The organism is Mucilaginibacter sp. McL0603 (genome assembly GCF_049992945.1).
Taxonomy (GTDB): Bacteria; Bacteroidota; Bacteroidia; order Sphingobacteriales; family Sphingobacteriaceae; genus Mucilaginibacter.
On the sequence record NZ_CP188251.1, the window covers coordinates 920,762 to 946,983 of the forward strand.

Below are 26,222 nucleotides of genomic sequence, written 5' to 3' on the forward strand. Positions count from 1 at the left end.
CAAATAGAAGTTATCATGGAAAAGTTAAGTAGGTCACGTTGGTTTGCGCTGGTGATCGTGCTCACCGCACCATTCCTATCGTTGATGGATATATTCATCATCAATATTGCATTGCCTGCCATCAAAAATGGCTTACATTCAAGCAACGCAGAGCTTCAGATCGTCATTGCGGGCTACTTACTGGGATACGCTTCTTTTATGATAACAGGGGGAAGGGCCGGCGATCATTTTGGCCGGAAGAAAATATTCCTGTGGGGAATGATGGCATTCACCCTTGCATCGTGTTGGTGCGGCTTGTCAACCTCTACGCTCGAACTTAACATCGCAAGGTTTTTACAAGGTGCCAGTGCCTCTTTTATGGTTCCTCAAACCATCTCGTTCATACAGTTACTCTTTACCGAACCCAAAGATCGGGCAAAAGCCATAGGTACCTTCGGGTTCATATTAGGCTTGGCCAGTATGCTGGGTCAATTTTTAGGTGGATTCTTTACTTACTATCACTTCGTAGTAGCCGGATGGCGTCTTATTTTTTTCATCAACTTGCCAATTGGCATAGTTTCCATAATTTCAGCGTGGCTTTTTATTGAAGAAACTCCGCTTCATAAAGGAGCAAAGTTTGATCTTTCAGGTGCGGTATTACTTTCTCTCGCATTATTCGCCTTGATCATACCCATTATCCAGGGTCGAGAATTGGGTTGGCCGCTATGGTGTGTTTTAGGCATGATAATTTCTTTAGCGTTGTTTTCATGGTTTATAATCGATCAGAAACAAAAATTAAGAGAAAAGAAGGCGCCCTTGGTCAATCTGAATTTATTTAAGATCAGAGATCTGGACATCGGATTGCTATGTGTGCTCTTTTGTTACATGGTTTATAATTCCTATCTATTGATCAGCACACTGACGTTGCAGAATGGATTTCATTTCAACGCTTTGCTGACGGGCTGTATGTTCGTAATGTTTGGTGTCGGTTTTTCTTTCTCTTCATCCTTTGCAATGCGTTTAGTAACCAAAATAGGCAAAGCGGTATTGCAGATCGGAACAGTTGCGCTAATGATATCCCTAGGCTTACAAATGCTTCTATTTTCAGGAAATACCATAGCCCCGCATATTGTATTTTTATTGGTATTGCTCCAGGGTATGAGTGCAGGATGGGTAATGCCACCCATTATGAACGTGACACTTAAAAGTGTTCCCCAGCATTTTGCAGGTGCAGCTTCGGGTCTTTATGCTACGGTTCAACAAGCGTCTGGTGCATTAGGTGTCAGTATTATCGGCGGCTTGTTTTTCAACAAGCTTTTATTGAACCGGACTCATCCGGATTATAATCTCGCGTTCCGGTACGGCGCGGGACTTGAACTCTTGATGCTCGTCATTCTCTTTATTCTCCTCTTGTTTATTCCGGGCGGAAAAACATCCGCTCATCACATATCAGAATAATTCTTTAACCAAAATAAATAATGATTACAATGAAAAACAACCAAATCGGGAATTCACAAGTGAATACCCAAATCGAAAAATCAGTACGCCAAGGCAATATGCCTACCAGCCAAAACGGGTTATTAAACCAGTTTTTTGTCACTGCACTTCTCATTTTCTGCGCATTGTTGGCTGGAATAAATCCCGTAGCAGCGCAATCCCGTCCAGTAAAGAACATTGTGATTGTCCATGGTGCATTTGCAGATGGTTCCGGATGGAAAGCTGTTTATACTATACTTACAAAAAAAGGTTATCATGTAACTATTGTTCAAAACCCGCTGACTTCATTAAACGACGATGTTGAAGCGACTAATCGTATTCTCGATCAGCAAGATGGACCAACAGTTTTGGTAGGCCATTCCTGGGCAGGAACTGTAATAACTCAGGCAGGTGTGCATCCTAAAGTTGTCAGCTTAGTTTATGTAGCTGCATTTCAGCCGGACAAAGGTGAAACCACAAATCAGTGGGCTGCAACTCAGCCAAAGGATTCCAAAATGCGTGTTTCAGCGCCGGACAAAAAAGGAGTAATATTTTTTGACAGAACAACCTTCCATGCAGGTTTCTGTGCTGATCTGAGCCAGGAGACCGCCGATTTTATGAACGCTTCGCAACAGCCTATTGTTGGTCAGTGTTTTGCTACTCCAGTAACTGAGGCTGCCTGGAAAAATAAGCCAAGCTATGGTATAGTGGCTATTGATGATAAAACTATCAACCCTATCATAGAGCGTAACATGTACAAACGTGCAAAGGATAAAGTTACAGAGATCAAAGGGAGCCATGTGATTTTTATCTCACACCCTGACCTGGTAGCCCAGGTGATCATCAATGCAGCACAAAGTAAGTAAGGAATTTGATACCCTATAAGATTACCGATACCCCGGACAATCTGGGTTCGGGTATCTGTAATTGGCTCAAAAACAAATAAATATCTTAAAGAATTAACAGAAAAATAATAACGAACATAAATAATTAGAACAACATGAAAAAATTGCTTTATATCGTTGGATCGCCAAGGGAATCAGCATCAGAATCGTCCAATATTGCAAATGCATTTTTAAAACAATATAAGGAAACAAACCCCGATGCTGTAATTGATGAACTCAACTTGTGGAAGGACAAGATACCTACATTTGACGGCAACAAGGCTGCCGCAAAAATGACCTTTTTGGGTCAGGGGGTCTTGGAGGGTAAATTAATAACAGCATGGGACGAGATTGTAGAAATAACTGATCGTTTTAAATCGGCTGACGAATACCTTATTACTGTGCCAATGTGGAATGGTGGAATTCCCTGGGCATTGAAGCAGTACATAGACACAGTCACTCAAGCTGATTTGACATTCGGGTTCGGCCCGGACGGCTATTTCCCGCTATTGAAAGATAAAAAAGCCTGTTTAATATATACTTCCGCCGTTTACGGACCTGGGTTGCCGGTATCATTTGGCCTTGATTATCAGGTGTCTTATATGAATTGGTGGTTAGAATTAATTGGAGTAACCACAGTTCATAATGTGACTCTTTTAAGCACTGCTGTGAGACAATCGTCACTGGAACAGGACAGAAATTTAGCATTAGAAACGGCATCTGCAATTGCAAGGAAGCATTTTGCAGCTTAAAAGTCCGCCTGGGGATGGGCACCAGGCATGTCTTATCTAATGTTGATGAACATAGGGGTTCTAATAAATCCCTGTCGTCAATTTTAGGAATCTTAAGGAACTTAAGTCAATGAAATTAAACGTATTAATTGTAGAAGATCAATTTCTTGAAGCTGAGAATTTGAGCATCATCCTTAAAAAAGCGGGCCATTCAATACACGGAATCGCTAAGTCGGTGGACCAGGCTATCGGACTGCTTAGAAAAAGCATGCCTGACATCGTGCTGGTTGATATTGTTCTCAAGGGTGACCTTAGTGGAATTGACCTCGCTGATATGCTGAATAAGAAAAACATACCTTTTATCTTTCTTTCAGCAAATTCAAACGCTACAACCTTCGAAGAGGCTATTGAGACAAAACCATACGGGTTTCTTGTGAAGCCGTTCAGGGAAAAAGAACTTTTGCTTGCGTTAAACATCGCCATTTACCGCTATCAAAAAAATCTCGAATTGGTTAGCAGGCAGCAAACGTGGCTAAACGGCCTGCTAACCTACGTCATTGAAATGCCGGGAAGCAAAGACGATAAAACATTATCGCTTATTCGTGCGCTTACTTCTTTCCTGCCTTTTGATTTTATCATTATTGATACAAAGCTAGCTGATAAGAATGAATCAGCGGTACATCGTTACTTGAGAACCGGATTTGACGAATACGTTAAGATAAGCGACAAAGCCATGGAGTCTGATTGTGGAATCATTGCTGAAGATTTGGTTGCCGCACGGAAAAAATACAACGGCAACGACAATGCCTATTTTTTAAATGGACAGGATTTCCTAGACCATTGTGCGCTTAGCCTTTTAACAGATAAGATGCGCCGGGCCAAAAATTTTAACGCTATGCTTTGGCTTCCCTTAGTCAGTCAGTGGAATGTGAATATGGCGATCACCTTTTATCGTTGCACGGAGGAAAGTTACACACAGGATCACCTTGATCTGATGATTTCCACTCAAAAACTTATATCCGAGGTCGTGGACAGCATTAGAAAAACTTCACACGATCAAAGGTCTGAGGAATATAAGCCCTCGAAATCACCCAATCAGTTGTTGAGGCCTGTAGTTGAAGGTATTATCGGCAACAGCCCACAATTAATTAAGGCCCTTGACAAGGTGACTCAAGTCGCACCGTTTGATAACACAGTTTTAATACTTGGTGAAACTGGAGTGGGAAAAGAGGGGATAGTTAAGGCGATCCACCAGTTATCACCCCGGAAGGGCCGTCCCCTTGTGCGTGTGAATTGCGCAGCCATACCGGTCAACCTGGTGGAGTCAGAATTGTTCGGGCACGAAAAAGGCGCGTTTACAGGAGCAATAGAAAGAAGGGTCGGGAAATTTGAACAAGCAAATGGTGGTACCTTATTTTTGGATGAGATAGGTGAATTGCCCGTCGAGATACAAAGCAAACTGCTGCGTGCCATACAGGAAAAAGAAATTGAGCGTGTTGGCGGCAGGACAACGATAAAAACGGATGTGAGGATTATAACGGCTACGAACAGAAACCTGCTAAAGGAAATCGCAGCTGGCCGTTTTCGCATGGATTTGTACTACCGGATCAATGTTTTCCCAATTTGTCTTCCTCCATTGCGGGAAAGAAAGGAAGATATTCCAGCACTCGCAAACTATTTTCTGAAATCCTATGGAAGCAATATCAGGTCAGAGACTATGAGTCTCTCCGCCGCTGCCCTGAAACAGCTGAGAGATTATTCCTGGCCCGGCAATATTCGCGAACTGCAGCACCTGATTGAGCGCCATGTTTTACAGTCGCAATCAAGCCGCATAGATATGTTTGAAATGCCTGATGAGATTGCCGCAAATGAGGGTTTACCAACTGCTGAACCCGAAATAAAATCTTATGTCGAGATGGACCGTGTACATATCATTGGCGCTCTCAAAAAGTCAAATGGAAAGGTCTCCGGTCCGGGAGGCGCGGCAGAACTATTAAAACTTCCGCCAACCACATTAAGATCGAAGATGAAGCGGCTCGGGATTGCCTGGCCGAATTTACTGATATAAAATAGAGGATAACGACTTCCAAGGAATACCGGCTTTATGAGCAATTCTGATAATTGTGTTGAATGTTTAATATCAATTGTTAAAAATTTGAATCATGTTATGGTATAAGAAATATTTTCTCCTTTGTTTTCCTTTATGGTTCCTCGCTCATTGTACCGGCTTTTGCCAAAATACGCGCGGAGGACATGACGTTCCAAGGGTTGGTGTAAACCTGCTGTCTTCAACCTTAAATGATCTGAGCAATGCCTCGGAGGATACTACCAAAACAAACTTACTGCTAAGGTTAAGCTGCATCTATTATTGGCAAAACAAAACCCGATATCATTATGCTGCCGACAGTGCGCTCTTTTTTGCACAGCAGGCATTGAATCTCAGTTCAAAAATCAAATTCACTAAAGGAATTACCGAATCTGAATTTTTATTGTGCAGGACATTAATAGACAAATCAGATATGACGGGCGCAAGGCGGATAGTTGAAATGTCAAGCGGCGAGCAAAAGGTTCGGCTCCTAATAGTTATCGGTGAACACTATGTTATTTTCCAGCCGTCTCCTATTGGTACGGATAACTTGCGTATTGCGTACCCGGTATTAAAAGAAGCCCTATCGCTTTCAGAAGGTCTGAGGTCGAATTATTGGCTTGTTGAGAGCCTGGCTATTATGGGGAAATACTATTACGTTAACGGAGACATTTCCAGGGGCGAAGAGTTTTTTTTCCGCATCATTAAGTTATTCGAGCAAACACATGATGTTGCCAAGCAGGCCTATTGGTGGGGGCAGATGGCTGATTATATGCCATATGCACCGGAGCGCTACAGCGAAGAGCTAAGCTATTATCAAAAGGCGCTCGACTTGTATCTTTCAATCAATCATAAAACTGAGGCTGCATCCGTCTATGGTGGTATGGCCTTTCTTGATAAAACTATGAACTATTTCGACGATGCAAAAAAACTTTATTTTAAGAAGATTGCGTTGCTTAAAGAGTTAGGGAATAATCAATTCTACGAAACCTTCATGTACCTTGCAGAAATTTATTATACAGAGGGCAATCTAAATAACGCATTAAATTATGCCCTTCAGGCGCTAAAGAATATTGAACTTTTACATGCGGACAATAATCTTCCACTGATTTATCTCCCCATAGTTTATAAGTTACTTGGTGACATCTACAGAGCCCTAAACGAAATCGATCAGGGCAGCAACTATTATCGTTTGTGCCTGGACTATAGAAATAACACCGCGTTCATAAAGAACCGTGGGTACGCGGCCCTCAAAAGTTACTCAGCAGTTTTGATATTGCAGGGGAAAGCTGCTGAAGCTTTGGCGTTTACCAAAAATTATATCTCTGATAATCCTCCGGTGTCCATGTATGATGTGGAAATTCGCGAAAACGTGCTTGGGGCGTGCTATGACGCAGTTGGGAATATTGGCATGGCCGAAAAAAAGTATCTGCAAATGATTAAGTATGACACTTTTTGCCAGGCAAATATGGGAAAAGAAATGTTCTTTACAGAGAACATTGTCGGTACAGCCGCTTATTACGAGATAGGAAAATTTTATGTATCGCATAATAGATACCGGGAAGCACAACCTTACCTGGAAAAATCTTTAAAATTTAAAAATGTCCCGGCTCCTTTCAAAAAAGATGTTAACTACCTGCAATTCAAAACAGATTCTGCATCTGGAAATTTTGCCAGTGCTATCCGGCATTATCAACGAAGTGTTTTTCTTAAAGATTCAATATCAGCCGGGGAAAGACTTAAAGAACTCAATTTCCTGAAAGTGCAATTTGAGACGGCTCAAAAGGAAAAAAACATCAAGCTCCTGGAGAAGGAGGCTCAATTACAAAGAAAAAAGTTGGAGCAATCTGCGCAATTACGAATGGGGTCAGTCGCTGTAATGATATTGCTTGTAGCATTCATGGCCATTCTCTATAACCGTAACAGGCTTAAGAATAAAAAGAACATGCAGCTTGAAAGGCAAAAGGGAATCATCAATGATAAGAATTTATCGCTTTCACAGTTGGTTCGGGAAAAGGAGTGGCTTTTAAAAGAAGTTCACCATCGCGTTAAGAATAATTTGCAGATCGTTACCAGCCTTTTGAACAGCCAGTCAGATCTTCTCGCTGAGGGGCCGGTACTGGATGCTTTGTTAGAGGGAAAACATCGGATTCAGGCCATGGCCATGATCCACCAGCGGCTATATAATACAGATGATTATAACACTATTTTGATGCCATCCTACATTGCGGAACTGGTCGATTACCTTAAAGAGTCCTTCAATCCGGGAACCCGCATTATTTTTAAGTTATCGATCGATCCGGTCGCGTTAAATTTAAGTGCGGCAGTTCCGATTGCATTAATTTTGAACGAAGCAATTTCCAATTCACTAAAACATGCATTCCCGAACGGGCGGGAAGGCACGATTACGGTTGAACTGCAGTGCCTCGGTGCCCAGGCAAAACTATTAAAAATCGCAGACGATGGCATCGGTATCCCGCCTTCCATTGATGAGAGTTATCCCAGTTCGTTCGGGCTTCGTCTCATTCGTGGCTTGACTTCCGATCTTTCAGGGTCACTGAAAATAGAAAAAGCTGAAGGAACATCGATTGAAATTGTTTTCGATGTTGACGATGAAACAAAGTTCTCTGTTTCAAATAGTTAATACACATTCCACAGTCCCTGAATTTTTTGATGATGTTCATTCGGGATACTATTGCGCTATCAGTCTAAGTTAGTAGCGGATTTAATAACTGAATAAAGTAACGGTCGTTTCTTAAAGCGATATTTAGTAACTGGCTAGCTTTGTCTTTCTTATTAAATGGTTGATTGCCAGTTGTTCCATTTATGGCAAGGTTTTGATTATGTCAACGGTAATTAAGGATACACCAATTCACTAATTAACTGACACCGGGATATGAGACAATCAATTTCTACAACCAATAAAATAGATAATAAACTCACGCAGTTTTCTGTCATACAAATGATTAGCCGCGAGTGCCTAAGGGAATATGACGGAAACCTGCAAAAACTTATTGCCGGCTGTTTGCCGCAGAATAGAAAAGATCAAAAGATGCTTTATAAAGCATTGTATGGCTTTGCCATGAAAATATGTATTCGTTATGCCGGCAATCGTGTTGAGGCTGTCGAAATCATGAACAAGGGGTTTTTAAAGGTGTTCGCTAAATTGAAAAAACATAATATAGATCATCTGTTTATTTCCTGGGTTGGCCTTATTATGGTAACTGCCTGCATAAATTATTACAGCAGCAGCCTGAAGTTATCACTTTATGAGGATCAGGAAGTAACAGAGGATATTAGCAATATTGATCTGCCAGAACAAAAACTGAACTATGATGAACTGTTGAGGGTAATACAGCAATTGCCAAATGCTGATCGTATAGTATTTAATTTATTTGCTATTGAAGGATTTTCGCACGGCGAGATAGCTGCATATTTGAGTATAAGCACGAGTACATCAAAATCAATCCTGTGCAACGCGCGAGCGAAACTAAAAATAATACTTAATTCCTGCCGCTTAGCTGGCAATTCCTGAGAGGATAGGGGACATCCAATTCGTGCTATTAAAACTATTCATATCGACTTGTTAGGTTTGATTGAGTTGAAGCAAGATGAAAGAAATGAATTTTGCATTACATCCGCCATATACCAGCAAGAGAATTACAACTGCACCACATTTAGTAACGTGCGTGTCTAAAAGCGATATTCGGTGAGTAAATAGCGGCGCTTCTGTGGTAATTATCATACTATCAATCACTTAAATAATGGCACGGTTTTGATTAAGGTATGCAAAGATGAAATAAGTCATCCGTTAACTGATCCTGAGATATGAAGGTATTGACTTTTACAAATAAAAACATGGATAGTAAGCCCACGAAGGTTTCCTGTAAACGGATAAGTGAGCGGGAGCAGATAAAAGACTATTATGGAAATTGGAAATTATGTCTTGAAACCAATGCGCTAACGCTAAACTCAGCAGCAAGGAACTTACTTGGTCTGAGACAGGATGGCAATTACGATATGAGGCAATTATTAAGGCTGATCGACCTTAAATGTTTTGAAAGGGCAAAAACCTGGTTAAGAATGCTGCGAAGCGGTGGAGTTTTAGAGCCTGTTCATTTGAAAATTTATACGCCTGGTATTGAGCCTATATGGATAAGATTGTCTGGATTTCATTATGCAGACCAGCAACGGTCTCCTGGATTAATATTAGGATGCATAGAAGATCATACTCAATATGTAAATGAAGAACGTATAACCCTGGCTATTGTAAATCATGAGATACGCACCCCATTGTCTGTGATGAAATTAAGCGCCCAGATGATTCAGTTACCGGGTAAAGATGAATCCAAAGTTTCTCACGCAGACCTGGCCAGGAATATTGAACGTCATGTTGATGGGATCACTACATTGCTCGATCAATACTTGTCCAATTCTGGTGATGACGGCAGATTTCAAAGGCTAAACCTGTCCGTTTTCGACCTGAATCACCTGGTACGGCAAGTATTTAATGATCTTACCATGATTCACTGCCACAACAAGTTCATCAATAAGACCTCAGTGCAGGCCGTGGTTAAAGCAGACAAATACCTAGTCATGCAGGTTGTCATAAACTACTTAACTAATGCAGTGAAATATTCGCCGAAATATTCAGAGATTACGGTCGACTTGTGTGTTGGTGAAAGAGATATCGTTGTTGGCATAGCCGACCAGGGGGAAGGTATACCTGCCGGGCTGGAGAATAGAATTTTTGATCAGTTTTTCCGTACTGGCATGTATAAAGATACTGCCGGTAGAGGACTTGGGCTTTACCTTGTAAAACAAATCATCGAGCGCCATAAAGGATCAGTTTGGATGAAAAGCGGCAAGGAAAAGGGATCTGTGTTTTTCTTTAGCCTGCCATTCCACAGATGCGAAAGCGAAACCATGTAACCCGGCAGCAAATATGGCCGGGCCCTGATTGCGTTTCGGGCGCTTTATTGAGAAATGATCTTATTTTGAAAATCTTAAATTTTTCGTTCGGATTGAAGGATTAGGAAGGCTCTCCAGGACAAGCAGGAAGCTGAGTATTGTTCATTATACAACAAACAGCGATCCTTGTCGAATCGCTAGCTTCGATCACTACCACTGGAATGTTTTCAGTGTTTTCCGGGGTGCATCGGAGCAATGCTAACAATTGACTATTCGCGTGGGAATTTGCCGGAATCCGTCCTCACTTAGTTTCGAACATCTGTCTCCACACCATTTGGAGCTAAAAATTTTAGAGGCAGGACTTTAAAATGTTTGCATGAGAACTATGGCGAAGTTTATGAAGTGCCTTTTCTTTTAACCGTCCCACATGTTCTTTGGTTATATTTAGGTAGTTGCCGATCTCCTCCAGTGACATGGGTGTCGTAGATCCAAGCCCAAAAAACATTTTGATCAACTCGCGTTCTCGCTTACAAAGTACGTTTAATGAGTAATGTATTTCTTTTACGATGGAGTCGCGAATCAGACCACTATCGGCGAGCGGTTCGTTGCTTTGCAAAACATCCAAAAGGGTATGATCATCATTTTCTTCGAAGGATTCATTTAGTGATATGTGGGGATTTGATTTGCTCAGTGATTCTGCGATTTTTTCTACAGGAGTTTCAAGCTGCTCAGCGAGTTCTTCGAGGGATGGTCTACGGCCGTGCACTTGTTCTAAACTGCATGCGGCTTTGTAAAGCTTGCTTGAAAGCCTGGATTGGTTATAGGGCAGTCTCACCATACGTGCGTGTTCGGCTATCGCGCTGATGATCGATTGGCGTATCCACCATACTGCGTAAGAAATAAATTTAAACCCTTTGGTTTCATCATAACGCTTTCCTGCCATTATCAAACCAATATTTCCCTCGTTGATCAGATCTCCGAGCGTAAGCCCATAGTTTTGATATTGTTTTGCTATCGATATGACAAATCGTAGATTGGTTTTTGTCAGGCGCGCTAGCGCTTCCTGATCGCCCTCTTTGACTCTTCGCGCCAACGTCACTTCTTCTTCAGGAGATATCAAATTTATTTTCTCAATTTCATTGAAATATTTATCCAAAGATTGAAAATCCCGCGGAGTGATGCTTTGTGATATAGATAATCGTTTCATATTAAATTGTTTGTTATTGAGTCTAAGTCGTTTTATTCGGTTTTAGAAAGTTGGATTTGGGTTTTGAAATTCATGTCCCAATTAAATAGTCATTCACCTTTGATATCAACGTATTGCGTAGCGTACAAATCTAGATTAAGTGGTAAGGCAGGTGTTTACCTACCTTAAACACTTCATCCAGACTTAATTTATCATAGGTTATAGGTTAAATGCATAAGCTACCCGGATCGCAAATAAATTACTTGTGTTTCCGCCATCGTAGAACTTCTGGTTGCTCTCGAATCTGATACCGGCGTCGATGTAATTTCCTCCGCTAATTTTTAAAAGCACACCCGCTTGCGGAGCATATACAAATACCGCAGATTTATTTGCATTCAAAGTGTTTTTATCTGTAAGGAACGATACTCCGGCTTCTCCCTGGACATACACCTGTTTAATTACAAAATATTTCAAGCCGGCCTTTACAGGGATCAGATGGATGTCAGGGAACTTGTATTGGTTTTTGGCAAAAATCGATGTGTAACCACTATTAAGGGTTGCATAAAGCTGGTCTTTTAGTATTGGGAAATCACCTTGTAATGAACCTCCAAAGCTCCAATTATAGGCGTTGTTTAACGAACCGGAAGGGACACCTGCGTCTGCACCTGCGCTCAACCTGATCCCTGACCCATATGATTCTGTTTTTCCGGTACTGGTTTGGGCATTTGAATGCAAACCTGAAAGCGAAATAATAGCAATTGCCAGTGCACTGATTTTAATTGAATTTTTCATGGTTTTTAGATTTTATATTAAACATTTAATTAGATGCTACCTGATAAACACGGCCAAAAAAGCTGCAACTTTAGAATAAAGGGACACTGTGATGAACCGCCTTGGTTTTACCTTCAAAACAAGGTTACTGGTAACAGATCTTTTTACCCTTTGAGCTGCCGTATTTAACGATATGCCAATGATACCTATCATACAAATCGCCATAATTGCGTGTGTAATTACATACATGGTTTCCATAGTTTTTTGAGTTTCGTATATCATTGGTATTGATTTTGATTTCTTAATTGGTCAAGCGACTTATACCAAATAAGTGCCATATATTAAATAGTTGAATATTAACCAATTGAGTGAAAAGTGTTACGAAGCGACTGGCTCTATTTCGTAATTGTCAACGATTTGAACTGAATATGGCCGAAGTAATAAGACGACTATGACATCCGGATTTAAGATGGGATTGGGTTAAGGAAAGATTGAGCCATTCCACACATCACCCCATTTTTTCCGCTTAGGCACCAAAACGGAAGACGGATAAAATGTCAAGGCCGAAGCGCCGCTGAAAAACAAATAAAAATGCTTCGCTTGTATAGCCTTGACGTTTTATTCCGGCGGTCGGTAATTTTGCCGGACGCGGTGAAATGGGATTATGGTTTTCGTGGGAGGGAAAGGCAGGGGTGTTATGAGGAACGAGTTTAACTACTGCCAGCCACTGTGAGGCTGACGACGTAAGAATGAAGCCGTATGCCCTAGCTCCGTGGTTTCAACGTATTTTATAACCTTTTTTATCTCTAACGATTTTTTATTACCAATTGCGCTTTTAACCATGAAATAACCATTGCAGCTTTATCCCTGCTTATTTTGACAGGTAGCTCCGTTTGCGGTTCAAGTTCCAGATGTATTCCCCGGTCACTTTGTTTCTGCAAGCGTTTGAATGATTTACGTGTAATGATATAACTGCGATTTACCCTGCAAAAATGAGCCGGGTCCAGTTTCTTTTCTATTTCATCCAATGATTGCCAGAAAACAAAGCCTTGCCCGTCATGTGTCCTTAGTAAAACCTCTTTGTCTTTGCGATAGAGATAAGCCATGTCAATCAACTGAACTTTGATTTCTTCTTTCCCCATGGGGATTAGGAGGTAGTCCGTATAAATTGTCTCCGGTTTTTCGGCTTCGGCAAAACGAACGAGCCGTTTTTATTAAAGAATTTACTATAAGTCTGTTTTATTTTTGCTTCCTCATCATTGATTTGTTTATCACTGTAACCCCAAAAACTTTTCCCAAAACGTTTGAGATTTGATAATCCGTATCTGAGATGATCAGTGTAGAGCGGCCAAATATTTTTTTCTATTTCATCATCGGCTGTATAATCTTTTTTGATCACATATAAGGTCATCAGGGAATCGGAAATCAGCGTTCGCAGGATGAGGAACAAGCTATCAAAGTGTCTTTCTGATGTTTTAGTATTATTGATAAAAAGGTGGCTGCTATTTAACCCATTGTTCAGCTTATACAAAATTGTATATAAAAAGATCTTGGGTTCCTGTTGAATATCTCCGGCAGCTTTTATAGCAGTTATATATTCTGTGTCTACATATTCCGTAAATGCTACTAAGTCATCATGCAGTTCTGTAATTATCTGGTCAAGCATTGTGTTTTCTGTTGACACAAAACTACAGAATTTGACAGTCTCTAATTCAAAAAATACTTGGACGCTCCCCCGCTCCCGCCGAGTTCTGCTGTGCGCCATGAAGCGATCGACGGCTGTAAGAAGATCGAATGCTTTATAAAAGATGATAGTATGGCCTATGACTATCGCTGTACAAGCGGAGGCAATAAACCATGTCCCGGTGCTAGTCGTGTAATTGACTGATATTGAACGGATAGAGGAAAAGGTTCCGAAGGAGAGATCAGGTGGGAGTAAGAGAGACGAATACAAATCAACCACCGAAGACGCGACGAGAAAGCATTACCTATTGTCAAAAGCTTGTGAAGTAGCGTACCGAGGGAAAATTATAGCAGTCGCTTGCAGGATAAAGAAATTCAGCGATATCAATTGTTAATCACCATACACCCATCCTTACCGCCTTCTCTAATGAGTTTTTATCTTTTTTTAGAATTTTAATAAAACTGTAAAGTTCCTCATCCCTGAGCCAGGTTAGTTTTGGAGCATCGCTGTCAATTACCTTAGTCCAGGCGTTGTAGCCGCTATGTTGATGCACTAATTTTTCAAAGCTTCTGGCTCTATCCAAAGCGGTTGTCCCACTAATGAAATCTGACTCCGTGTGCCACTGTATTGCTCTGACCAACTGCGGCCAACGGATCATTAAGACAATCCATTGTCCGAGGTGGGCACTTGCAGTTTCCTGAAGCATAACATTGCGATTTGTAAATTGCAAAAATCTATAAAAACGATATAGGTTAATGAATCTCTTCATTGATCTGGGCGATGTGCCCACCCATTGCGCTATCCCATCAACTAATTCCAAAGCTTCAGGATCATTGTCGTCATATTCCGCCGCGGCCGCATCTATAAACTTATCTTGTATTTCTATGGCTCGGTCAGGGTCAACTCTCTTTAAATCACTCTCTAGTTTTGTAGTTTCAGGCGTTAAAAGCTCGGACATTTTTTCTCCGGAATTTATTCTCTTCTCCAAAATAGATGCTTTAGCATGAATGCTCGCGTTTTCCTCCTTTGTTGCAACAAACTTATGTGGTTGAAGAAAATTCTTAAAAAATACGCTTGCTTGTTCGCCATTTAAAACCGGAATGCAAAATTGCAGCTGTACGAATTTTTCCATAAAATGCCAGCCAAGCGAACCCTGCTCCCGATACATCGCAGGTGACTGACCGCTAAATTTATCGTAGGCAACGTCAAGTGAGGCGGCGACCATTTGGGCGTCCTGTCCAAGTATAAAATAACATTTAGGAAAATCGCCGCTGATAAATAAATTTATAGCTTCCACTACTTCTGCAACTGTATTCGGAGAACATCTGTCCAGATCATCAATGAATATGACCGCCGGTTTGGCACTGTCAACTAGGAGGTTCATAACATCCCGAAGATCGTCTTCTACCTCGTGAAAATATCCTCTTTTCGACGCATAATCAGGTTGTTTGACGAATTTTTCAATATCGAAATCAATTTTTTCATCGTTTGCACTTTTCTGGTCATTAACAAAATAAAAAATTGCGCCAATCGGAAATAAACCGCAAGTTATCAAATCTATATAGGTTGACCATTTAAATAAAATGCTAATTGTAATGCTGATAATTGCAAGAACTACGGTGCCTATCCCATTAATCATTTTATTGATGACTTTAAACCTGATCTTGTTCCGTAGTTTTTCCTGATCCACCCTTTTTAGGTTTAGCCGGAGCCAAAATTCCTCCCGCGCTAGCTCATTGGGTAACTGGTTGACCAACTGATGAATGATTTCATAAGCAAATCCCGCCCATATTTGCTCATTCTTTTGAAACTTCCAGGCATTAAACCAAACCGTAGGATATCGCAGCGTGTTTTCATAACCGAATTTTTCTTTGGCTTTATCCAGCCATCGGCGAAACAACCTAAATGTGGCAGTTTTTTCACACCCTTTGGCGGTATGGTAAATTGTTGTTGGTTCCAGTGGCGGGAAAGCCTTGAGTTTTTCTTCAATAAAACGCATCAAACTGGTTTTGCCTTTCCCCCAGGGAGCCATGATACCGATTGTCAAAGGGGGGTTAGTGTTTTTATGATTGATAAAAGCTACGATAGCACTCGCGTATAATTTATAATCTAAAAGGTCTTCTTTTGCATAATAATCGGTGAGGAAATTTGATGCAATAGTTTTTGGGGGCGGCACTGGGACGGGTTCAAATTCGAGAGATTCCAAATTCCCAGGGAATAATTTATCGCTTTCTGTTTTATCCGGATCATAGTTCCAAAGTTTTTCAATTTCGTCGAGGTAGAGTACCTGGCTGATCAGCACGCCGGAATTGGCTGGATTTGTGGGGTAGATTCCCCAAAGTTTGAATTGCTTAAAAACGATATCCAAGTCTTCTTCTTTTGAATAAGTGATGCCATAAATATTTCTTAGTAAAAGTCTGCGATCGCGGTTTGACAACATACTTAATTTTCTCTCCGGTTCCTGAAAAAATCTCATGGCGTTAATTACATCGGAAGGCAGCCCTAAGAAATTATTCTCTGCCCTATAAAGAATAAAGCAGCTTACCCAGTCAAATTGATAAACATGAGATTTAGCAACGACACGTTTATCAGGATAACGGTTCCAGTCAATCTTTCCTGCGGCATTTTCATCGAGATAGGCCACCAGTTCACCGCAGATTTTGAGGAATTCATATTGCGGTTGCGAATCCGAAAATTCGTTTAGAATCTCTATTAAACCCGAAGACTTTTGACTGTCAAACTTTTCACGCAGCTTCTTGAAGAAATCCGGGTCGTCATTTTTGAAGTTGATATACTCGTCGTATTTGTTACGAGCAAATTCAAAATAGAAGTCGGTTGAATTGATTATTGGGGAGATAGATGCATTCGTATAAGTTTCCTTGACCGACGCGTTAAAAGCTAGTTTACTGCTGGAGTTGTTATCGAACTCCCGAATATCAAGATTTTCAGCCGCTTCAAAAGTGGCGTGGTCGTTGGTATAAATATTTAGCGTTTTATATGAATTTTCCAAAAATGACTTACTCAAGATTCGTAGACATTCTATTCCTTTTAAATCATTACTCCCCGCTCCAATTACACCGCAGGCAACAGTGTTAACGTCTTTATGTTCGTTTGCAAACTCCGCCAATTTAATGCCGATACTGCGAACAGCCTGGTACGTCGGACCGCCAGGACCCTCAGCAACTGCATATATCAGATATTTAAAAGCAACATCACTATTCAAAACTGCTCTGGGATCAATTTCACCTGCGGGCGTATCGTCTTCCGGGTAAATACCCAATCGCTCCGCTAATGCTAGGTTGATGCCATTAATGTGCCCGCTTCTAGATTGTGTGATAACGAGGATATCCGCTTTTGCCTCTAGAAGATTTCTGCCGACATGCAATTCTAAGTTGTTATGGTCCGCGATGTTTGCCATGATAATGGATAAGTTTAGAGTTGAATACTTATGAAAATTACGATAATACTTTTGATTGTCCCTAACTGCTTATATAAATTGTTTGGAATTCTGATCCCCATGGCTTTTCCTACAGCTCGTTTCGAAATCAATTTTGGAGGCTTCTAATTAATCTATTAAACTAGTTAATTGAACTAAGGCCAATATCGAATTTATCTATAAATTGTCAGGTTTATAACCTATTCGTTTACGCTCCGGCGGTTTCTCCTTTCTATCAATTAATTCATCAAGATATCGGAATACGATTTCCACATTTTTATCCTGATTATCTAGCTTACTTTTAATCTTTTCAATAGCTAACCAAATTTCTGTTTGTTCGGCGTATACTTCTCTAAGCTTTACAAAGACGTCGATAATCCTTATACTTATTTGTACCGCGCTATCGCTTTTAAGTACATTTGATAGCATTAAAATACCATGTTCGGTAAAAGCATACGGTAAATATTTCGAGTGAGCGCCGTGTCTTAAGGTCACATTTTGTGACCTTAAGACATCATTTTCCTCTTTTGTTAACTCAAACATATAATGATTTGGAAATCTATTTAGATTCCTATTTACTTGTTGCTTTAATTTTTTGGTTTCTGTATCGTATAATTCGGCTAAGTCTTTATCAAGCATTACTTTTTGATTTCTTATATAATAGATTTTGTTCATGATGATTTCATCAGGTATCAATTGATTTTCCATTGCGTTATAAATGTTAAGAATGCTATTATAATCTTTGAGATCATAAAATGTGATCTCAAAGATTTATTGGTTGACTATATAATTGTGTATTTCTTTTTCAGTAATGCCATATCCTGGCCTACTTTTAAATCAAGGATTTTTGCATAATGCTGAGTTGTCTTGATATCTGTATGACCGAGCATTTTACTTACGCTTTCTATAGGCACTCCATTAGATAGGGTTACCGTTGTTGCAAACGTGTGTCGGGCAATATGAAAGGTTAAAGGCTTATCTATATCACAAATTCCTGCAATCTCTTTCAAGTACTCGTTTACCTTTTGATTTGAGGGCACGGGCAACACCCTGTTATTGTTTACACATATGGGATGATCTGAATATTTAGCTATTATACTTATTGCGGCTGGTAGCAAAGGAATACGGCTAACCGTATCAGTTTTTCGACGTGTTGTGTGTATCCACATTTCGCCATCAAGTCCCTTTATAACTTCGTTTTTGGTTAACTTGCTCACGTCAGCATAAGCTAAGCCAGTGAAACAACTAAATAGAAAGATGTCTTTAACCTGGCCAAGGCGGTCGTTATTTAGAATTTTGTCTGAAATGCATTGTATTTCATCCTGACTAAGAAAAGACCGATCAATGCGTTTTACTTTTGCTTTATAATTTATGAACGGGTCTCTTTCTAACCACCCACTTGCTAAACAAATCCGTATAATTTTACCGAAGTTCTTAATGTATTTAACGGCAGAGTTATTAGCACATTTTCGTTCTGATCTTAAGTAGAAATCAAAATTTACTACAAAGTCATGGTCAACCTTTTTAATATCAATATCAGATATTTTGTATTTCCATTTAATGTAGTTTTCGGTGTGCCTAAGGGCAATCTCATATCTTCCGATAGTTCCTTGTGCATATTCCTTACCAGCTAATGCTGCGATCTTTTTATTGTGGTCTTGAAAGATGCTTAGAAGTGTGCGTACTTTATCACACTTACCTAGCATTCTGTTTTTTAATTCATTCGCGGTAATGGGCTTACCAGCTACAGTTTGTTGATAGTGCGCCTCATAAATTTGAGACTGTAAATTGTCAAGATAGGCATTTAAAGTCTTGGTGTCTTCTTTTGTACCTTTGAGTCGCCCGGAAGTAATATTCCAAGCATCCGGCGCACATTCACGCCCGGAAGTAAGTTCTGCACGCTGCCCATTGACGGTGATTCGGATGTAAATAGGCAATAAGCCTTCTTGATAATTTTTTGGCTTTTTTAGATAAAAAAGCAAGCTGAAATTAGTTTTCATAATGTGAACATTAAAAAGTGAAACAAAATTAAGCTTGCAATCATCTCTGCACAAGATGTTCATCTTCTGAACGTCTTGTTTATCAGTTTGTTATGCCATTTCTGGTGAGTAAAAAATCTTCAAAAAACAACTCACCGAATTACTCACCATTTTGTTGTGAAATGGTGTATAATATGATGATTTCCTTAAAACAAAAAAGCCTGCAATCGTTTGATTTGCAGGCTTTTAATGTATTTTGGTATTGAAATCAGCGGAGAGGGAGGGATTCGAACCCTCGATACCCTTTTGAGGTATACACACTTTCCAGGCGTGCTCTTTCGACCACTCAGACACCTCTCCTTTTATATGATATTCTTTCCTTTTAGAAATTTATAACCATCAATTGATTTATAAAATCTCTCTCTTTGTACAGCTAAACTACGATCTAAATGCTCTTCCACAAAATGAATTACAAACGGCCTCCTGTATTTAGTTGACGGCACTTGCCCTTTATTGTGTCTGATAAGACGCTTGGTAACATCTACTGTACTGCCGTAGTAGTATTTGTTGTCCTTTAAACTTTTTAGAATATAACTGTAATACAATTTATTATAATATTCGAACCCTCGATACCCTTTTGAGGTATACACACTTTCTCCAAAGGAGTCCTTCGGACCAGGCGTGCTCTTTCGACCACCTCCAAAGGAGTGCCTTTGGCATCAGACACCTCTCCATAGAAATTGGATTGCAAATGTAGAATTTTTGCTTGAATATGGAGTAATGAATTGTGCGGGTTATGCGCCGGGGTTATTGGTATTGCGAATTATACAATTTGAGTGCCTTGTTGGTATGCTTACCTGAATTAGCCAGGTTAATAAAGGCAGCAGTTAATAATCCGGTAGCAACACCGGTTAAAATATAGGCCCCTGCTAAGCTGTGATGCTGGTAAATAAACTCGGGCTGACCGTTAATCAGGCCGACAGTTTCACCTGCATGGCTATTATGGGTTGCATATAAAATGGTTGCCACAATTCCTGACACGCCTGCTCCTGCAAATGAAACATAGCCCCAGGTTGCAGTATTTTTTGCCTTTGATATTTCTACTGCTGATGGTTCATAACGCATCAACCTGATCAGAACATCTTCACGTGTTTGCAATTTACCTCCGATGGTATATAAATACGAGGTATGTTTTCCTTCGCCAACAGGTATAAGTTTAATGATACTATCAGGTTTGGATTGCACGTGTTGATTATCCTGTGCTTTGATCAATAATGAAGAAAATAATAGTAACAATGTGATAAAAAAAGGCGTTTTCATAGGTGATAAATTTAGATAGGAGTTATGAAGTTATTTTAATTTAATGGTTAATAAATAGGAAGGCTACTAGATGTGGATCCTTAAAAAAGCGCACCGGCTTTTACCCCGGTACGCTTCATCAATCACTCACTTATCTGATTTATCCTCTAAAACGATCATTATGTTTATCGCGGTGGATGGCACGGCTGGTGCGGTTTTCCTCGCGGCGCAAATGCCTGCGCTCATTCATTGTTACCCTGCCGTTTGCTTTGGCCATGTATCTATCGCGGCTTATCCTTCTTTCATCATTACGTAAATTATATGCCTCGTTGCGGGTAAGTTCGCCGCTGCGCACGCCCTGGTTAATCCGACGCTCCTGCCTGTGTTGCCTGGGGTTAATTACAGGTGTGCGGGTTTGTGCATTTGCAATAGAGGTAATGGCTAACATAGCAACCAGTGCACCTCCTAATATTTTGATTTTCATGGTATTATTAATTTTTATTTCTTTTTCGGTTGTTTGATAATAGATTGAAAATAGTTAAATAGGTTTAGTGGAGTGATAAGTTTTTGTTGATTAGGTTGAATAAATTGATTGTGTTGGATAGTCTAAAATTTGTAATTAGTTTCTTAATCGGCTATAAAATGAACTCAATCAGACACAAATTATCGCAGATAAATATTTTTACCTTATGTTTGCTGCTTATTGCCAAACAGGCAAATAGACACATACAAAAGCTTGTTTAGTTCCAAATGCTGAGCATCAACGAGATCAAAAAACCTATTGCTGCTGATATTGATGCTTTTGAAGAAAGATTTAAAGCCTCGATGCAAAGCTCGGTGCCCTTGCTGGACCGTATTACCCACTATATTGTAAAGCGAAAAGGAAAGCAGATACGACCCATGTTCGTCTTCTTTTCGGCCAGCATTTGCGGGGGGATCAATGATTCTACCCATCGTGGCGCTGCCCTGGTTGAACTACTGCATACTGCCACATTGGTTCATGATGACGTGGTGGATAATTCTTATCAGCGTCGCGGATTTTTCTCCATCAATGCTTTATGGAAAAATAAGATAGCCGTATTAGTGGGCGATTACCTGCTCTCAAAAGGCTTACTGCTATCGATAGATAATGGCGATTTTAAATTGCTGAAAATAGTATCGGAAGCGGTAAAGCAAATGAGCGAAGGCGAGTTGCTGCAGGTAGAAAAAGTGAGACGGATGGATGTGGATGAGCCGATATACTACGAAGTGATCAGGCAAAAAACAGCGTCCTTAATTGCTTCCTGCTGTGCTTGTGGTGCAGCTTCGGCAGGGGCGGATGATGAGACAGTTGAAAAGATGCGTTTGTTTGGTGAAAAGATCGGCATTGCATTCCAGATAAAGGACGATATGTTCGACTTTGGGACAGATGACGTAGGTAAACCTTTAGGCATTGACATAAAAGAAAAGAAAGTTACACTGCCGCTGATCTATTCGTTGAATAATGCTACTTCGTCTGAACGGAAAAGGATCATCAACCTGGTAAAGAACCATAATGATGATCCAAAGAAAATTGAGCAGATCATCAGGTTTGTAAATGAAACCGGGGGGCTGCAATATTCAGAAACCCAAATGAAGATTTACCAGGAAGAGGCATTTAAAATACTAAATACTTTTCCGTCGAGTGCATCAAGAGAAAGTTTGGAACAATTGGTGCGATTTACTACCGAAAGAAATAAATAATGTCAAGCGAACTCATATTTTTAGGAGGCTTCATCGTTTTTATCCTGCTGATGATGTCGATTGACCTGGGGCTTTTTGGTAAAAGTGATAAGCCCGTCAGCATGAAACAGGCTGGCATCATGAGCGCCGTATGGGTATCGTTTGCTTTGATTTTCTATTGGCTTATTTTACAATATGGCGATCTGCTGCATCATGTGGATAGTTTTGCTGCACTGAAAGAGATCAATGTTAGGCATTTTCATCAACTTAAATTAAATGCGGATGACTTTGCAGGAAGCTTAGAATTATACCGCAAAAATCTGGGCCTCGAGTTTATAACAGGCTACGTAGTAGAATACGCATTATCAGTTGATAATATATTTGTGATGGTACTGATATTTACCGCATTTGCAGTCAACCCCAAATACTATCATAAGGTTTTATTATGGGGCATTATCGGTGCTATTGTGATGCGTTTCCTGTTCATTTTTATAGGGGCAACGCTGATCGCCCAGTTTCATTGGATATTGTACCTGTTCGGGGCGTTCCTGGTATATACAGGTGTAATGATGTTTATCAACAGGAATCAGGAAGATGAGATTGATCCTGAAAACCACCGGATAGTAAAATTCACCTCCAAATACTTTGCTGTTCATCCAAAGTTTGAGGGGGACCGATTTTTTATAAAGTTAGAGGGCAAAAGGCTAATTACCCCATTGTTTTTGGTGCTTATGATCATCGAGGTGACCGACCTGGTTTTTGCCGTCGACTCGATACCTGCTATATTCTCGATAACAAAAGACCCCTACATTGTATTCTTCTCCAATATATTCGCTATCCTGGGGCTCAGGTCGATGTTCTTCCTGCTGGTTAATATTATCGAGAAGTTCCATTATCTCAAGATCGGTTTATCCGTATTGCTGGCATTTATCGGTTTAAAAATGCTTGCTGCAAATTATGTATATAGGATCGGGCTTACTACCGGTAGGTCACTGTTGATTATACTTGGTATTTTACTCGTAAGTATTGTAGCTTCACTTATATTTCCTAAAAAAGAGCCTGCAGCTTAACTCATTGTAAATTGTAATTATATTTACTTCGCACTACAAAGACGAAGTATATGGAAAACAACAGTAAACTTAGCGTGCCTTTACTTTTTGAATGGGCAGGTGGTATGCCCGCTTTTGAGCGTCTTTTTGATCAGTTTTATGATAAGGTTTTAGCTGATGATATCCTTGAGCCGGTATTTAAACATATGTCACCCGAACACAGGCTGCATGTAGCCCATTTTGTAGCCGAAGTGTTAGGCGGTCCCAAGCTATACAGTGCGTCAGAAGGCAGCCATTTCAAGATGATCCAAAAACACCTGTCAAGGCATTTGACCCAACAGCATCGCAAACGCTGGATAGAATTATTGCTTGAGACGGCCGATGAATTGAACTTGCCGGATGACCCGGAATTCCGTTCGGCATTTATGGCTTACCTGGAATGGGGTACACGTATCGCTGTGATCAACTCTAATACCGATGAAATAACCGAAAGCCCTGATGTGCCAATGCCGGCTTGGGGATGGGGTGTGCCCGGTGGTCCGTACCAGGGATAAAGATGTGAGATATGAGATATGAGACATTGGGGAAAATTTAACGATCCTGGTCCTTTATTCTGCTATACTGTCCAAGCCACTAAAAGATTTCATCTCACATCTCATCTCTAATAGAAAATATTAACTTCGCTACATGCAATGGTTTGATTTTAGCCACCTCAAGGTTACCTTTTTTGATGTACTGGATATATTACTGGTAGCCTTTATTATTTACCAGCTTTACAGCCTCATACGGGGTACCATAGCAGCTAATATCTTTATCGGGCTGGCACTGATCTATGTATTGTTTTTTGTGGTAAGGGCGCTGCAAATGCGCTTGCTTACGGCTATACTGCAAAACTTTGTTAATGTTGGTATCATTGCCGTCATTGTCGTCTTTCAACAGGAGATAAGGCGGTTTTTGCTACTGGTGGGTAAAAATGCATCCTTGCAGCGAAACAAGGCATGGTGGGGCTATTTCTTTGGCAAGGCAGACGACGAGAAGAACAACTATTCGCGTATTAAACCAATTGTTGATGCCTGTAAAAGTATGAAGCAAACCCGTACGGGCGCACTCATCGTATTTGCGAAATTTTATGACGAGCAATTTTATCAGAACAGCTGCGAGGTCATCGACTCTAAAATATCGAAGCGTTTGCTGGAGAGTATTTTTCAAAAAAGCAGTCCGCTGCATGACGGTGCCGTGGTGATATCTGAGAATAAAATAAAAGCCGCCAGCTGCATATTGCCGCTTACCGATAAAACAGACCTGCCGCTGCAATTTGGTTTGCGCCACAGGGCGGGTATAGGTGTGACTGAAACCAATGAGGCAACAGCCATTATTGTATCCGAAGAAACAGGTGAGATATCCTACGCGAAACAAGGCCGTGTTAAAATGGACATCAGTTTTGCCGAGTTGGAAAAATTGCTGAATAAGGATTTTTGATAGCTCTATCTTAAATGGTAGATTTAGATATTGCTGAATCTTTGATAAAGCAGTAACTTACGTGCACTAACTTCCTAAACCATGCGATTGATTTTAATTTTTCCCCTGTTATTTTTCTGTTTAACCACTCTTGCTCAAAATGTCACTAACCATCCGGTAGAACCGAAAGGTGTTTATAAGGAGATAAGTCTTTCAAACGATATAAGGGTTATTCAATTATTGGCCGATACAAATGTCAATCATTCAAAATCTGCTTTGATCGATTCCGTAGAAAGAGATGCAAACAGATACACCCCACCCGTTTTGTATATATTATCTAATGTCCTTTTCTCTCAAAAAAAATATAATGAGGCTTGCTACTGGTTTTATCTTGCTCAGTTAAGAGCAAGGTATGATGTTAATCGTTGTACAGACAAAACAGCTAATGCCGATGCATATAATATGAATTTTGGACCGTTTATCAATGATTATGCTTTTCACCATTTAGATAGTTTAAAAATAATAGTTCAAAAGGTGGTGGACTTTGTTAGGGTAAATGATGAATTGTATGATCAACGATGGATCAACCTAACAGGCATGGATGCAATGACTGCAAGTTTGAGCGACAAGTCAGTTAGTAAAAAACTTAGCATTGATAAAAGTCAATGGCCTGCTATAAAGAAAAAAACAATAGATGACTATTGCAATGATTTTAAAGCAGCCACCAACAGGGATATCACTGTAGACAAGGAAACGCTATTGGGTGGCGACTATCGCCTATTCCAAAATACGCCAGCATGGGAATTGGCAAAGGCTGTTAAGGACGAGGATACCTCTAAAATCAAAGAAGAAATAAGTAAAAACAAAAGCCTGCTTAATTTCGGAGAGCCTCGTTTTGGCCAGACATTGTTATTAATGGCGGTTAAGACTCTAAAATTTGAGTCAGCTAAAACTCTTGTTTCATTAGGTGCTAATCCAAACGACCAGGATAAATATGATGGCTCATCGCCGTTAATGGAAGCTGCTCATATTAATTTCCTTGGCAATGATACTTATGGAAGCGATCCAAGGTATCTAAAATTACTATTAGAACACGGTGGAGATCCAAATGCAGAACAAAAAGGAACAAGGAGAAAAGGAAATGGTACAAGATATACGCCTTTACTTAGGGCTTGTGCTATAGGTAATTTTGATTATGTGAAAATATTAGTTGATGCCGGAGCGAATGTTAACTACAATAATGAATTTAGCATGAGTCCTTTAGGTGAAGCTGTGATAGTTGGAAGTAACCCAGATGTTGTGATTTACTTAATCGAAAAAGGAGCTGATTATAAACGATCTCTTTTAACAACGGTTAGTGGAAAGAAACTTTATATCACGGATATATTGCGAGATTGGCTTTTTGACCTGGGATCGGATAAGTACAAGAAGAAAATGGAGCTTGTTGATTTTCTGAAAAAGAACGGTATGGATTACTGGAAAATAGAGATACCAGAGCAATACCTTGATGATTATCCCAAGAGCTATTTAGAAAAATATTGATTTGCCATAGCCTGTCTGTATCTTTAATTAAAATATTTTAATGAGATAAA

At 40.1% G+C, this 26,222-nt stretch carries 23 protein-coding genes and 1 tRNA gene; 12 read left to right on the forward strand and 12 right to left on the reverse strand.

All coding sequences use genetic code 11. From position 1 onward, the window contains the following. The first annotated feature begins 15 nt into the window (after positions 1–15). The 7 genes from ACPPVU_RS04325 to ACPPVU_RS04355 all read left to right on the forward strand — a co-directional run bounded on the left by ACPPVU_RS04325 (position 16) and on the right by ACPPVU_RS04355 (position 10,088). The gene (locus ACPPVU_RS04325; protein ID WP_426670470.1) at positions 16–1,437 is read left to right on the forward strand and encodes an MFS transporter; all 1,422 of its coding nucleotides are present in this window, start codon (positions 16–18) and stop codon (positions 1,435–1,437) included. 29 nt (positions 1,438–1,466) lie between these two features. Next, positions 1,467–2,321 carry an alpha/beta hydrolase gene (locus ACPPVU_RS04330; RefSeq protein WP_426670471.1) on the forward strand — a complete coding sequence of 285 codons (855 nt, stop codon included), beginning with the start codon at positions 1,467–1,469 and terminating at the stop codon, positions 2,319–2,321. 134 nt (positions 2,322–2,455) lie between these two features. Beyond that, on the forward strand, positions 2,456–3,091 hold the full coding sequence (locus tag ACPPVU_RS04335; RefSeq protein ID WP_426670472.1) for an FMN-dependent NADH-azoreductase: 636 nt from the start codon (positions 2,456–2,458) through the stop codon (positions 3,089–3,091). Between the two features lie 109 nt (positions 3,092–3,200). Next, positions 3,201–5,138 carry a sigma 54-interacting transcriptional regulator gene (locus ACPPVU_RS04340; protein WP_426670473.1) on the forward strand — a complete coding sequence of 646 codons (1,938 nt, stop codon included), beginning with the start codon at positions 3,201–3,203 and terminating at the stop codon, positions 5,136–5,138. A 94-nt stretch (positions 5,139–5,232) separates the two neighbouring features. Beyond that, entirely contained in the window at positions 5,233–7,800 is a 2,568-nt protein-coding gene (locus ACPPVU_RS04345) for a tetratricopeptide repeat-containing sensor histidine kinase (protein ID WP_426670474.1), read from the forward strand. Positions 7,801–8,052: 252 nt separating this feature from the next. Beyond that, a complete protein-coding gene (locus ACPPVU_RS04350; protein ID WP_426670475.1) occupies positions 8,053–8,691 on the forward strand; it encodes an RNA polymerase sigma factor in 639 nt (212 codons plus the stop codon). 293 nt (positions 8,692–8,984) lie between these two features. Then, positions 8,985–10,088 carry an ATP-binding protein gene (locus ACPPVU_RS04355; protein ID WP_426670476.1) on the forward strand — a complete coding sequence of 368 codons (1,104 nt, stop codon included), beginning with the start codon at positions 8,985–8,987 and terminating at the stop codon, positions 10,086–10,088. Between the two features lie 328 nt (positions 10,089–10,416). Here the strand turns inward: ACPPVU_RS04355 and ACPPVU_RS04360 are convergent, their stop codons facing one another. The 12 genes from ACPPVU_RS04360 to ACPPVU_RS04415 all read right to left on the reverse strand — a co-directional run bounded on the left by ACPPVU_RS04360 (position 10,417) and on the right by ACPPVU_RS04415 (position 20,906). Continuing rightward, positions 10,417–11,274 carry a sigma-70 family RNA polymerase sigma factor gene (locus ACPPVU_RS04360; protein WP_426670477.1) on the reverse strand — a complete coding sequence of 286 codons (858 nt, stop codon included), beginning with the start codon at positions 11,272–11,274 and terminating at the stop codon, positions 10,417–10,419. Positions 11,275–11,472: 198 nt separating this feature from the next. Then, positions 11,473–12,045, reverse strand: coding sequence for a hypothetical protein (locus ACPPVU_RS04365; protein ID WP_426670478.1), 573 nt, complete (start codon positions 12,043–12,045; stop codon positions 11,473–11,475). A 36-nt stretch (positions 12,046–12,081) separates the two neighbouring features. Then, positions 12,082–12,306, reverse strand: a complete 225-nt coding sequence (locus ACPPVU_RS04370) for a hypothetical protein (RefSeq protein WP_426670479.1) — start codon at positions 12,304–12,306, stop codon at positions 12,082–12,084. Between the two features lie 524 nt (positions 12,307–12,830). Beyond that, positions 12,831–13,166 (reverse strand): LytTR family DNA-binding domain-containing protein, encoded by a 336-nt coding sequence (locus ACPPVU_RS04375; RefSeq protein WP_426670480.1) that lies wholly within the window; start codon positions 13,164–13,166, stop codon positions 12,831–12,833. A gap of 5 nt (positions 13,167–13,171) precedes the next feature. Continuing rightward, positions 13,172–13,690, reverse strand: coding sequence for a hypothetical protein (locus ACPPVU_RS04380; RefSeq protein WP_426670481.1), 519 nt, complete (start codon positions 13,688–13,690; stop codon positions 13,172–13,174). 412 nt (positions 13,691–14,102) lie between these two features. Continuing rightward, positions 14,103–17,126, reverse strand: a complete 3,024-nt coding sequence (locus ACPPVU_RS04385) for a KAP family P-loop NTPase fold protein (RefSeq protein WP_426670482.1) — start codon at positions 17,124–17,126, stop codon at positions 14,103–14,105. Between the two features lie 195 nt (positions 17,127–17,321). Further along, complete coding sequence (locus tag ACPPVU_RS04390; RefSeq protein ID WP_426670483.1) at positions 17,322–17,852, reverse strand: ORF6N domain-containing protein; 531 nt, start codon at positions 17,850–17,852, stop codon at positions 17,322–17,324. Between the two features lie 74 nt (positions 17,853–17,926). Further along, positions 17,927–19,144: a site-specific integrase gene (locus ACPPVU_RS04395; protein WP_426670484.1), complete on the reverse strand. Its 1,218-nt coding sequence runs from the start codon at positions 19,142–19,144 to the stop codon at positions 17,927–17,929. A 251-nt stretch (positions 19,145–19,395) separates the two neighbouring features. Continuing rightward, positions 19,396–19,483: transfer RNA gene (locus ACPPVU_RS04400), tRNA-Ser, on the reverse strand. A gap of 2 nt (positions 19,484–19,485) precedes the next feature. After that, positions 19,486–19,773 (reverse strand): GIY-YIG nuclease family protein, encoded by a 288-nt coding sequence (locus tag ACPPVU_RS04405; protein ID WP_426670485.1) that lies wholly within the window; start codon positions 19,771–19,773, stop codon positions 19,486–19,488. A gap of 157 nt (positions 19,774–19,930) precedes the next feature. Beyond that, positions 19,931–20,443 (reverse strand): hypothetical protein, encoded by a 513-nt coding sequence (locus ACPPVU_RS04410; RefSeq protein WP_426670486.1) that lies wholly within the window; start codon positions 20,441–20,443, stop codon positions 19,931–19,933. A 139-nt stretch (positions 20,444–20,582) separates the two neighbouring features. Continuing rightward, positions 20,583–20,906, reverse strand: coding sequence for a hypothetical protein (locus ACPPVU_RS04415; RefSeq protein WP_426670487.1), 324 nt, complete (start codon positions 20,904–20,906; stop codon positions 20,583–20,585). A gap of 266 nt (positions 20,907–21,172) precedes the next feature. Between ACPPVU_RS04415 and ACPPVU_RS04420 the strand changes: the two genes are divergently transcribed. The 5 genes from ACPPVU_RS04420 to ACPPVU_RS04440 all read left to right on the forward strand — a co-directional run bounded on the left by ACPPVU_RS04420 (position 21,173) and on the right by ACPPVU_RS04440 (position 26,172). Next, positions 21,173–22,144 carry a polyprenyl synthetase family protein gene (locus ACPPVU_RS04420; RefSeq protein ID WP_426670488.1) on the forward strand — a complete coding sequence of 324 codons (972 nt, stop codon included), beginning with the start codon at positions 21,173–21,175 and terminating at the stop codon, positions 22,142–22,144. Beyond that, entirely contained in the window at positions 22,144–23,193 is a 1,050-nt protein-coding gene (locus ACPPVU_RS04425) for a TerC/Alx family metal homeostasis membrane protein (protein WP_426670489.1), read from the forward strand. Before ACPPVU_RS04420 ends, ACPPVU_RS04425 begins: the two co-directional genes overlap by 1 nt. Before the next feature lie 50 nt (positions 23,194–23,243). Next, positions 23,244–23,726, forward strand: coding sequence for a group II truncated hemoglobin (locus tag ACPPVU_RS04430; RefSeq protein WP_426670490.1), 483 nt, complete (start codon positions 23,244–23,246; stop codon positions 23,724–23,726). 133 nt (positions 23,727–23,859) lie between these two features. Next, a complete protein-coding gene (gene cdaA / locus ACPPVU_RS04435) occupies positions 23,860–24,651 on the forward strand; it encodes a diadenylate cyclase CdaA (RefSeq protein ID WP_426670491.1) in 792 nt (263 codons plus the stop codon). Between the two features lie 81 nt (positions 24,652–24,732). Beyond that, on the forward strand, positions 24,733–26,172 hold the full coding sequence (locus tag ACPPVU_RS04440) for an ankyrin repeat domain-containing protein (RefSeq protein WP_426670492.1): 1,440 nt from the start codon (positions 24,733–24,735) through the stop codon (positions 26,170–26,172). Positions 26,173–26,222: the final 50 nt, after the last annotated feature.

Coding starts and splice junctions, on each gene's coding strand:
- ACPPVU_RS04325 (WP_426670470.1), top strand. CDS start 16: ATGGAAAAGTTAAGTAGGTCACGTTGGTTTGCGCTGGTGATCGTGCTC.
- ACPPVU_RS04330 (WP_426670471.1), top strand. CDS start 1,467: ATGAAAAACAACCAAATCGGGAATTCACAAGTGAATACCCAAATCGAA.
- ACPPVU_RS04335 (WP_426670472.1), top strand. CDS start 2,456: ATGAAAAAATTGCTTTATATCGTTGGATCGCCAAGGGAATCAGCATCA.
- ACPPVU_RS04340 (WP_426670473.1), top strand. CDS start 3,201: ATGAAATTAAACGTATTAATTGTAGAAGATCAATTTCTTGAAGCTGAG.
- ACPPVU_RS04345 (WP_426670474.1), top strand. CDS start 5,233: ATGTTATGGTATAAGAAATATTTTCTCCTTTGTTTTCCTTTATGGTTC.
- ACPPVU_RS04350 (WP_426670475.1), top strand. CDS start 8,053: ATGAGACAATCAATTTCTACAACCAATAAAATAGATAATAAACTCACG.
- ACPPVU_RS04355 (WP_426670476.1), top strand. CDS start 8,985: ATGAAGGTATTGACTTTTACAAATAAAAACATGGATAGTAAGCCCACG.
- ACPPVU_RS04360 (WP_426670477.1), bottom strand. CDS start 11,274: ATGAAACGATTATCTATATCACAAAGCATCACTCCGCGGGATTTTCAA.
- ACPPVU_RS04365 (WP_426670478.1), bottom strand. CDS start 12,045: ATGAAAAATTCAATTAAAATCAGTGCACTGGCAATTGCTATTATTTCG.
- ACPPVU_RS04370 (WP_426670479.1), bottom strand. CDS start 12,306: ATGATATACGAAACTCAAAAAACTATGGAAACCATGTATGTAATTACA.
- ACPPVU_RS04375 (WP_426670480.1), bottom strand. CDS start 13,166: ATGGGGAAAGAAGAAATCAAAGTTCAGTTGATTGACATGGCTTATCTC.
- ACPPVU_RS04380 (WP_426670481.1), bottom strand. CDS start 13,690: ATGCTTGACCAGATAATTACAGAACTGCATGATGACTTAGTAGCATTT.
- ACPPVU_RS04385 (WP_426670482.1), bottom strand. CDS start 17,126: ATGGCAAACATCGCGGACCATAACAACTTAGAATTGCATGTCGGCAGA.
- ACPPVU_RS04390 (WP_426670483.1), bottom strand. CDS start 17,852: ATGGAAAATCAATTGATACCTGATGAAATCATCATGAACAAAATCTAT.
- ACPPVU_RS04395 (WP_426670484.1), bottom strand. CDS start 19,144: ATGAAAACTAATTTCAGCTTGCTTTTTTATCTAAAAAAGCCAAAAAAT.
- ACPPVU_RS04410 (WP_426670486.1), bottom strand. CDS start 20,443: ATGAAAACGCCTTTTTTTATCACATTGTTACTATTATTTTCTTCATTA.
- ACPPVU_RS04415 (WP_426670487.1), bottom strand. CDS start 20,906: ATGAAAATCAAAATATTAGGAGGTGCACTGGTTGCTATGTTAGCCATT.
- ACPPVU_RS04420 (WP_426670488.1), top strand. CDS start 21,173: ATGCTGAGCATCAACGAGATCAAAAAACCTATTGCTGCTGATATTGAT.
- ACPPVU_RS04425 (WP_426670489.1), top strand. CDS start 22,144: ATGTCAAGCGAACTCATATTTTTAGGAGGCTTCATCGTTTTTATCCTG.
- ACPPVU_RS04430 (WP_426670490.1), top strand. CDS start 23,244: ATGGAAAACAACAGTAAACTTAGCGTGCCTTTACTTTTTGAATGGGCA.
- cdaA (WP_426670491.1), top strand. CDS start 23,860: ATGCAATGGTTTGATTTTAGCCACCTCAAGGTTACCTTTTTTGATGTA.
- ACPPVU_RS04440 (WP_426670492.1), top strand. CDS start 24,733: ATGCGATTGATTTTAATTTTTCCCCTGTTATTTTTCTGTTTAACCACT.